Source organism: Butyrivibrio sp. AE3009, from assembly GCF_000420845.1.
GTDB lineage: Bacteria > Bacillota > Clostridia > Lachnospirales > Lachnospiraceae > Butyrivibrio.
Genome location: NZ_ATVS01000066.1, coordinates 1 through 8,975 on the forward strand (window position 1 = coordinate 1; position 8,975 = coordinate 8,975).

Genomic DNA, 8,975 nt, shown 5'->3' on the forward strand with positions numbered 1-8,975 from the left:
AGTAATGTCCATATAATGGTGTAAATTTATAAATTAATATTAAAAGAGCCAAAGGCTCACCTTTAGGTATAATTAAATCACCACAATCAAATTAACCGGAGGTATAGCTCAATGGCTCAACTAAATATTACTTTAAACCAAGAAGAAATACTACAGTTACTTTCATCAAATCGTGATGATGCATTTAAAAAGCTTCTACAGGACAGCTTGAACAGCATCCTTCAAGCTGAATCTACAGAACAACTCAAAGCAGAAAAATACGAGCGTTCTGAAGACCGAACTGACAGCCGTAATGGCACCAGAGAGCGCCAGTTGATTACTCGTCTTGGTAAGATTGAGTTAGTAGTTCCCAGGCATAGAGATGTTCCATTCAAGTCACTTATATTTGATAATTACCAGAGAAGTGAGGCTGCTCTTGTAGCAAGTATGGCCGAAATGGTGGTTGCCGGTGTATCTACCAGAAAAGTAGCAAAGGTTGTCGAAACATTATGTGGCACTTCCTACTCAAAGTCTATGGTGTCGGAGGTATGCAAGGATCTGGACGTCATTGTTAATGAATTTCGTAACAGACCGCTGACCAATGCATATCCATTTGTCCTTATAGATGCTACTTATTTCAAGGTACGTAATGACCACAGAATCGTATCAAAGGCCTTCATGGTAGCTTATGCCACAAATACTGAAGGCAAGCGTGAAGTCATTGGATTTGACCTGTTTGATAACGAAACAAACAATACATGGTTCATGTTCATCGAGTCACTTAGAAAACGTGGCCTGCACGGAGTGAGAGTCATTACTTCCGATGCTCATCCTGGTATCCTTTATGCAATAAAGAAGGTCTTCCCTGAAGTTCCATGGCAAAGATGTCAAACTCATTTCTCAAGAAATATACTTGATAAAACGCCCAATAAGTATCAAAAAGGGCTCCATTCCGAGTTGCTTGAAATGTATCACGCTTCAACTATCTCAGAGGCAAGAAAGATCCGAGACCGCATAATAGGTGATTACAGTGATGTTGCGCCAGCAGCTATGGAATGTCTAGACGCGGGATTCGAAAGTGCAATGACAGTAATGGTATTGCCAGAACGCCTTAGGATCTATCATCGAACATCAAATCACATAGAGCGTCTTAACAGAGAACTAAAGCGCCGCTCAACAGTGATTGGAGTATTCCCTAATGATGCTTCTGTAATAAGAATCATGGGGAGCGTGCTTATGGATGTTCACGAAGCATTTGCTTCAGCAACTACATCTGGTTACCCCAAGAAGCAGCTACAAACAGTAGATGACTACATTCCTCAGCTTAAAGAAATAGCCGTGGAACAGCTGAAACTATTGGCGGCATAGCGCCGATTAGCACCTAAAGGTAATTTACACACAAAAAAGGACTTGACCGTTATAAATGTCGGAATCTTTGCTCTCTCATCAAGCTTTTTCAGCTGTCTGACCAAAACAATCCCATGTTTTTTATCACAATTTAAAAAAAGCAAAGAGCCCTCCGTTTTACCGGAAGCCCCTTTACAAAAGACATAGTTTTATGCCTGTGATTTCTTTCTCTATTTGCTGCGGATAAACATAAAAATACTAAGTGCAGCCATAAGACCAAATACAACATCAAGAACAATGATAAGTATCTGCCACCAGGTCATAATTTCCACATCATAATTTTCAAAACATCAGCCGGCTTTGCTCCTTGGGATAACGTAGGGGGCTCCGGTTTCGGGATCGGTGATGATGGAGCTCTCCATGCCGTAGACTTCTTTCATGAGATCGGTTGTGATGATGTCTCTTGGAGTTCCTTCTGCAAGGAGCTGTCCTTTCTTCATAGCGAAGATGTGGTCAGCATATCTGATGGATAGGTTGATATCGTGGAGTATGGCCACTATTGTGGTCTTCTTTAATTTGTTAAGTTTTGCCAGGCAGTCCAGGATCTCTACCTGATATGCAATGTCGAGGTAGGTGGTTGGCTCATCGAGAAGAAGGATATCTGTGTCCTGCGCAAGGACCAGCGCAATCCATACTCTCTGCCTCTGGCCGCCGGATAGTGAATCCACACTCTTATCTGCTAGCTCCGCTATTCCCATTGCTTCCATAGCGCAGGCAATAGCCTCATAGTCAGCCTTTGACAGCTGCCCGAAAAGATTCTGATAAGGGAACCTTCCTCGCGCAACCAGGTCTGCCACTGTTATGCCCGCAGGGACAATCGGCGACTGGGGAAGAAGCCCAATCTCCTTTGCCAGGTGCTGGGTTGGAAGTTCGTAAATTGATTTTCCGTCAAGAAGAACGTTTCCGCACTTTGGTTTTAAGAGACGTGCAAAGCTCTTTAATAAAGTTGATTTTCCGCAGCCGTTTGGTCCGATCAAAACACTGAACTTTCCGGCAGGGATGGTAATATTCATATCCTTAAGTATCAGTTTTTCTTCATATCCCGTGCTGATGTTCTTGGCACAGAAATCATGACTAAGTGCAAATCCATCCATTAGATCTTTTCTCCCTTTCTGTTCAGGTTTAGCAGTAACAAAAGAAGATACGGCGCCCCTAAAAGTCCTGTTATTACGCCAACAGGGTACTTCGTCTCAAAAACGTTCTTGCTGACAAGTTCTGATGCAAAAACAAGTATCGTTCCCACAAGGCCTGCAACAGCCATGGCATTTTTGCCGTTCCTGGTGCATTTCTGGGCAATCGGCCCAGATAAGAATGCAACCGATGCGATCGGGCCTGTGGCAGCTGTCGCTGTTGCACTAAGCACAAGCGCGCAGACCATGCAGCATACTCTTACTGCTGTCATCGGAACTCCAAGTGTCGTTGCATATTCGTCACCAAGCTGCATCATACGAAGGTATCTGTTACATATAAGAAGCAGTCCGCTGCAAATAACAGTCACTGTCACAATTACAGGCACATCACTCATCTGCACAAGATTAAGACTTCCGCGAAGCCATCTGAGCGCAGTTCCTACATCATACTCTGAGCCCACCAGCAGCATCCATGATATCAATGCATTCAAAACCGCCTGCATTCCGATTCCTATGAGGATCATCCTGCTTGAGAATGCATGTCCTTTTCCTGATAAAAGAAATATCAGTGTAGTTATGATAAGTCCTGCTGCCACGGCAAAAAATGAAGCAGCCGCGCCGCTTATTCCAAGGATCAGAATGCAGAAAACAGCTGCCGCAGAGGATCCTGCCGTAACTCCTATAATATCCGGAGAAGCAAGAGGATTTCTTAACAGATTTTGAAAAGTAAATCCTGAAATGCCAAAAGCAAATCCCGCAAAACCGCCTACCAGCAGTCTTGGAAGCCTCAAGGTTTTTATGGTATATGCAGCTCCTTTTGTTTCATTACTAAACAGGTATCCAAACACCTCTTTTAACGAATAATCAGTATTGCCAAGAGTCATCATAAACACTGAAAGAATGCCGATGATGACAACAAGAGCCACGATGCAAAAGGCGTTCTGAACGTCATGCTTTTTATATATTTTTCTTAAATCATTATCTATTGAATTTGTCATATGCCCTTTGCCTTTGTCTTCCAAACGATCCAGATAAATACCGGAGCGCCGACTATTGCAGTAATAATTCCAACCTCAAGCTCCCCGGGTCTTCCCAGTATTCTTCCAAGTACATCGGAAAAGGTTAAAAGACCTGCTCCTCCGATCATGGACAATGGAATTATTATTCTCAGATCATTGTCAAAAAGCTGCCTGCAAACATGTGGAAGCATAAGTCCCACAAAGCCGATAGGTCCTGCAAGAGCAGTAACTGACGCGCATAAAAGCACTCCTGCAAACGCAGTAAACAGCCTTATCTGTCCAACCTTTACCCCAAGGGATACAGCCATCTCATCTCCAAGAGCCAATGCATTTAAAGGGGATGCGCAAAGAAGTGCACAACCTGCGCCGACAACAAAAAACGGAATAAGCAGTCTTACATCATCCCAGGTAGCTCCGCTTATGCTGCCCACCTGCCAGAATCTGAACTCCTTCATGACCTGTGAATCAGGAAGCATAATGGTGTTTACCAGCGCTCCAAGAGCTGTTGATACCGCAGCTCCCGCCAGGGCAAGTTTGATCGAATTTGCACCCCCATAGCCCACAGATGCGATTCCATATACAAAAAGAGCTGTAATTATAGCTCCCGTAAAAGAAAGTCCGATAAGCTTTATCCCGGAGGAAATATTAAGATATGCTATCCCGATCACCACAAGAAGCGAAGCCCCGGTGTTGACTCCCAGGATACTTGGGTCAGCAATAGGGTTCCTGGTGATAGCCTGCATCAGTGCTCCAGATACCCCAAGCGCAGCACCAGCCAGAAGCCCAAAAACTGTTCTGGGTATTCTGGCTGAGATAACTGCTGAAGTGAAGTCATCTGTAAGTGCCCCTGTAAAAAATCCCGTCACATCCGAAAAAGGAATGCTTTTGCTGCCATAGGATATTGAGAGAAAAACTCCCAATAGCACGAAGGCGATCTCCACCGCCAGCCCTGTTATTAACTTGTAATTACTGAATTTTTTCTGCTGCATCATTAAGCGCTTTCAAATAGTCATCAATTGCATAAGGAATGGAAAGAACTGTTGGTGTGCTGGCTGCTGCAAGAACATCATTTGAATCGAGAAGCACAAATGCTCCGTTCTTTACAGCCGGAATGTTTGCAAATCTTCCGTCGGCCTGCATTGCATCTACAAGTGACTCTGTTCCGTAAGTGATGATGATATCTACATCAGTCAAAAGATCTGCATTCTCAGCACTAACTGTGATTGAGAAATCCTGATCACTTGTGATAAGGCTCTTTACGCTGTCAGGTGTACAAATCCAAGATCTGAAAGGAAGGCAGCTCTTGGATCATTGCTTGTGTAAATGTAGAAGGTTCCAAGGTCATCCTCTGAAAGCCAGAAGAAAGCAACTCTCTTGCCTTCGAGCTCGGGATACTGAGAAAGTTTATCAGCAATGAGCTTCTCTGTATCTTCAACCAGTGCTCTGCCCTCTTTCTCCATACCAAGTGCAATGGCATCATTTACTGTCTCTTCCTGCCATGTTGTGGACCATGCAATCTCAGGATAAGCAACAACAGGTGCTATCTCTGATAATCTGTCATACTCTTCCTGACTAAGTCCTGAATAAGCTGCAAGAATCACATCAGGAGCACAATCTGAAATTGCCTCATAATCCCATCCGTCTGTATCATCAAATACATTCGGCTTTACGCCTGCATCCTCAAAAGCCTTGGCAGTCCATGCAAGAAGTCCATTCTCATCTCTTGGTCCAAAATTGGCCTCTGAAATTCCAACCGGAATAACTCCAAGAGCAAGAGGTACATCGGGGTTGCCCCACGCAATTGCCACAACATTCTCAGGCTTTGACTCAATAACAGTCTCGCCAAGGCCGTGTGTGATAGTGAGCGGGAAAACATCCTCAGATGCTGAAATCTCGTCTGTAGAAGCATCCTCTGTTGCCTTACCCTCAGCTGTCTCTGAGTTTACCTCTGTTTCTGAATTTACTTCTGTCTCTGTATTAACTGAATTTGAGGCAGTCTGTGTCTCATTTGAAGCTCCGCAAGCCACTACTGATAAGCCCATAACTGCTGCCATAATTGTAGATAATAATTTATTTTTCATGAATAAGCTCCTCTCTTGTTAGCACTTGCTAACGCCCATCCATATTCTCATAAATTACGATTGTTGTCAACATAATCTTGCACAATTTTTATATCTTTATTATATGCCAAAAGACTCCCGGCAGCTGCCGGGAGTCTTCCTCAAGAATTATTATCTTGTACAAATTATGCGTTTTCCTTTACAGAACGGGTGAAGGCGCCGATGATAAGAACAAGCGCTCCCACAATGAAACCTGCAAATGCAACTACTGTTACGCTAAATACCTGCCAGCCTACAGTATTAACTGAGTCGTAGCTGAAAAGTCCTGCGATGAGAAGGATTCTCTCTGAAAGGATCTTTCCAAATGCTGTAGTGAAAAGAGCTATCGCTCCCAAAACTGAAATAGTGCCAAGAATATCATGGTTTCCAAACTTATTTGGAAGTACTACCGCAAGAACTGCCAAAACAATTCCGCTACATCCAAGTGCTATAATTGTTCCAAGATTGCCAAGTGCATAGGTAACTGTCATATTGCTGCAGATAGCAGTTGCAACAATTCCGACAAACGCCTCATAGATGTGAGCCTCAAGCAATTTGGTGATTCTGTTGTGATACATATCTGGAATTATTATGAAGGAAATATAGTCTTTGAAGATGAATTGCCGGTCAGAGACGTCGGCAGTGCCGGAACCGGCTATGGAATCAAGAGCATCAAGCTGCTTGTAGACAAGTTCGAAGGAGCCCTCAACACAAATACGGAGAACGATATCTTCCACTTAAATATCATTCTTCCGTTAAAAAGCTGAAACCATGTCCAAAGAAAGCTATCTGCAGAATAAGGTGTCCTATTAGGTCACTCACTTGGTCACTCACTTTTTTGAAAAGTGAAAATAAAAAAGCCGCTAAACAAGCGGCTTTCAATGCAATCGGAGTGACGTGATTCGAACACGATTGAAATTTCTCAAAAGCCACATGGAAAGGAGGTTTGACAACACCGACTGACCGAAAGGTCAAACAACTGGTCAAACATCTTCCTCGTCATCAATGAATAACTATATTCTTCAATAATCATTGCATCACATATTTAGCTGATCTGGTGAGAAATCTTTATACCTATACAAAACAGTTCTCTCGCCAGTCTCAAAATTTATCTTTTCTTTCCAAAGGGTAGTAAGCTTTACATGTCCTTGCGTTCTATCAAATTCAGGGTTAGCCACAAATGACCTACAGTAGTATTCTTCATCAGATTCTTCGACTCTATCAAGATATACAAAGAACTGTCCATTCTCCAACTCCGAAGTCAGAAACAACTCAGCTTCTATCTTACCACTGCCTTTCATCGATTTTCTGAATCTAAATACTATATTGTCTTCGTCAAATATCCGTTCTAGAAGATAAAGATAATCCACTTTATTCTGAACGCATCCACTTTGGTAAAAATGAGATTTTTTCAGTTCATCTTCTAAAACATCTCCTGTTAAAGCCATATCAAAGGTTCTATTTCCACTTTCACTGTGAATTTTCAAATCACGTAACTGACCAATTCCTTCAAGATGATGAAACTCTTCCTTAGAAAAATGAACTCTGACTTCAAATCCTTTTCCCTTATAACCAAGACAAAAATAATACTCTATACCAAGCAGATTATTGTATGCATCTGCGTTTTTCTTAATCTTATTTACTACTTCCACATATACCTCCATAATTAAAGCCCCGACAGTAACGTCGAGGCTTTAATTATAAGTGTTTTCTTTTCAGCTTACGCCTAACTGGCTCGCGGTTGTCACACTAAACCCGCCCATAGACTCCATGTATCCCCCTGCCAGTAGGGATTTACACTTCATAGTCAACAGATGCTCTAGTCATCTGTTTGTATCATCATAATACATATTTCCTGAGATAAAGTCAATTATTTAACTGCTATATTTTTCTTAAATTTCTTTGTCTACAATCTACTGCTCAGTTTCAATATCTCATTTACATCTTTGGATATAATATCGTCAATATCTGAATTCCTTTGCAAAGGATATTGAGTCGTGTATACAGGTCTCATTATTTCTTCATATTGTGCTTTATACTTATATACTGAGTCCTTATCGTTTATATCAAGTGATTTTATACTATCACGAAGTTTATTAATAAGATCATTGTTTGTAGCAATATCTGTGCTTGCATACTCATTAGTTGATTTTCTTACTTCATTTGGCACATGAACCTCAATGCCAAAATATTTTCCGGATTCAGGATCATCATTGGTCTTGGTTTTCTTATTTGCCAGCATCCTTTCCTGAGTTCTGATCAGGTTATGATTATAGTCTTTCATAGCCCAGCTAATAGCTTTTGCCTGAGCTTCATTAAATCCTTCAGTAGCACATTTATCAACAACCTTATGCGCTACTTCCATCTTTGCATAATCTCTGTAACTGAGATATCCATTCTTTAACTGACTTCCGACACCTGTTATCAAATCTCTTGCTGCAGATAACTCCTCATCATTAAATGAAGCTCCGCCAATTTTATATACCCCCTCTGCATTTTTGCTTACCGGTATGTCTTTTTCATATAACGCGCTGACAGGATGATTATTCCAGGAATCTCTTACTTTTTCCAATTCTTCAGCACCTAAAGCAGAAATAGACAAAGTAGCTGCCGTATCTGAGAAAGCAGTATTTATGTTAGATTTATCACTTAGTTTATCGGCGACAGCGTTCTGTAAGCCACTGCTCTCATCCTTATTTACAGACTTTGTCTGCATCTCGTCACGCTGCAACTTTGCAGCATATATTTCCTGACTAATGTCTTTTACCTGTCTGTTCACTGAAGTTATATTGATTCCTGCCATAATCATCTACCTCCTTGTACATGATTTGTGAATATCACAAGGGTTTCTCTTTTTCCTTTCGGCATCAATCCTTTATCAGATAATACTAATGTCACCAATAGCATCATCTATGTCATGAATAGCATTCTTATATCTGACTGTCAACAGCGCTGCCCTTAACATCATTTGAAAGTAAGCTCAGCTTATTGAGGATATTCGTAATTTCAGAATTAACAGCATTCTGCGTATCCTCCATAGATGCACTCTCAGAAATAATAGTTCTCTGGGCATCCTCTGCTCCCATGCTGTCAGCTTCTGCACGTTCTCTTCTTGCAATAGCTCTTTTGGTATCAGCACTGGTTCTCTGGCTCTCTGCAGCGTGTTCCTTGATATTCTCTATCATTTCCTGCTGCATAGCTTCTTTTTCGAGTTTCTTTGCTTCTTCCTTCTTCTCTTCTTTCTTCTTTTCGGCAGCTTCTTTGGCTTCTTCCTCGCGTTCTTTCTGCTCTTCATCTACATGCTCAGCTGCTTCCTGCGTCAAAAGAGCTATAGCCTCTTC

The 8,975-nt window shown here is 41.8% G+C and carries 11 protein-coding genes; 2 read left to right on the forward strand and 9 right to left on the reverse strand.

The features are described from left to right. The first annotated feature begins 111 nt into the window (after positions 1 to 111). Entirely contained in the window at positions 112 to 1,347 is a 1,236-nt protein-coding gene (locus G588_RS0117675) for an IS256 family transposase (RefSeq protein WP_022777606.1), read from the forward strand. Positions 1,348 to 1,676: 329 nt separating this feature from the next. On the opposite strand, the gene G588_RS0117685 is transcribed toward G588_RS0117675, so the two are convergent. The 6 genes from G588_RS0117685 to G588_RS23535 all read right to left on the reverse strand — a co-directional run bounded on the left by G588_RS0117685 (position 1,677) and on the right by G588_RS23535 (position 5,990). Next, entirely contained in the window at positions 1,677 to 2,480 is an 804-nt protein-coding gene (locus G588_RS0117685) for an ABC transporter ATP-binding protein (protein WP_022780023.1), read from the reverse strand. Then, positions 2,480 to 3,514 (reverse strand): FecCD family ABC transporter permease, encoded by a 1,035-nt coding sequence (locus G588_RS0117690; protein WP_022780024.1) that lies wholly within the window; start codon positions 3,512 to 3,514, stop codon positions 2,480 to 2,482. Before G588_RS0117690 ends, G588_RS0117685 begins: the two co-directional genes overlap by 1 nt. Then, positions 3,511 to 4,527 carry a FecCD family ABC transporter permease gene (locus tag G588_RS0117695; RefSeq protein ID WP_022780025.1) on the reverse strand — a complete coding sequence of 339 codons (1,017 nt, stop codon included), beginning with the start codon at positions 4,525 to 4,527 and terminating at the stop codon, positions 3,511 to 3,513. The genes G588_RS0117690 and G588_RS0117695 overlap by 4 nt, the downstream gene beginning before the upstream one ends. After that, positions 4,502 to 4,729, reverse strand: coding sequence for a hypothetical protein (locus G588_RS23210; RefSeq protein WP_242830393.1), 228 nt, complete (start codon positions 4,727 to 4,729; stop codon positions 4,502 to 4,504). Before G588_RS23210 ends, G588_RS0117695 begins: the two co-directional genes overlap by 26 nt. A gap of 62 nt (positions 4,730 to 4,791) precedes the next feature. Then, a complete protein-coding gene (locus G588_RS20875; protein ID WP_242830394.1) occupies positions 4,792 to 5,616 on the reverse strand; it encodes an ABC transporter substrate-binding protein in 825 nt (274 codons plus the stop codon). A gap of 164 nt (positions 5,617 to 5,780) precedes the next feature. Then, positions 5,781 to 5,990: a hypothetical protein gene (locus G588_RS23535; RefSeq protein WP_081644411.1), complete on the reverse strand. Its 210-nt coding sequence runs from the start codon at positions 5,988 to 5,990 to the stop codon at positions 5,781 to 5,783. Between the two features lie 24 nt (positions 5,991 to 6,014). Between G588_RS23535 and G588_RS23540 the strand changes: the two genes are divergently transcribed. Next, complete coding sequence (locus G588_RS23540; protein WP_081644412.1) at positions 6,015 to 6,401, forward strand: GHKL domain-containing protein; 387 nt, start codon at positions 6,015 to 6,017, stop codon at positions 6,399 to 6,401. Positions 6,402 to 6,671: 270 nt separating this feature from the next. Here G588_RS23540 and G588_RS0117710 read toward each other — a convergent pair whose 3' ends face one another. The 3 genes from G588_RS0117710 to G588_RS0117720 all read right to left on the reverse strand — a co-directional run. Continuing rightward, complete coding sequence (locus G588_RS0117710) at positions 6,672 to 7,286, reverse strand: PBECR4 domain-containing protein (protein ID WP_022780027.1); 615 nt, start codon at positions 7,284 to 7,286, stop codon at positions 6,672 to 6,674. A 254-nt stretch (positions 7,287 to 7,540) separates the two neighbouring features. Beyond that, on the reverse strand, positions 7,541 to 8,437 hold the full coding sequence (locus tag G588_RS0117715) for a hypothetical protein (protein ID WP_022780028.1): 897 nt from the start codon (positions 8,435 to 8,437) through the stop codon (positions 7,541 to 7,543). Between the two features lie 127 nt (positions 8,438 to 8,564). Then, positions 8,565 to 8,975: hypothetical protein (locus G588_RS0117720; protein WP_022780029.1), on the reverse strand; the 411-nt coding region annotated here is incomplete at its 5' end.